Here is a 255-nt window from a genome sequence, read left to right on the forward strand (position 1 = left end):
TTTCGTCTGTTGATATAAAACCTTTATATTAATCTGCAAATCTCTTATATGAGCCTTTAATGAGCTTATTTCTGTACTTAATTGTTTGTTTTCCTTCTGTAACCCTACATTTCTCTTTTGAGATTCTTTAAGTGAGTCACATATCTCATCGACTGCACTATGTAATTCTTTGTTTTCTTTTACAAGATCCGTTTTTTGCAAACGTTCATAATCGCTCTTTATAATAACCGCTGCATCAACCTTTTTTTTCATATC

Annotated in this window: 1 protein-coding gene; it reads right to left on the reverse strand. The window is 31.0% G+C overall.

Going from position 1 to position 255, the window contains the following annotated elements; translation table 11 throughout:
• Positions 1-255: hypothetical protein (locus FE392_RS20840; protein WP_439153523.1), on the reverse strand; the 255-nt coding region annotated here is incomplete at both ends.

The organism is Xenorhabdus santafensis, assembly GCF_033949405.1.
In the GTDB taxonomy this organism is placed as follows: domain Bacteria; phylum Pseudomonadota; class Gammaproteobacteria; order Enterobacterales; family Enterobacteriaceae; genus Xenorhabdus; species Xenorhabdus santafensis.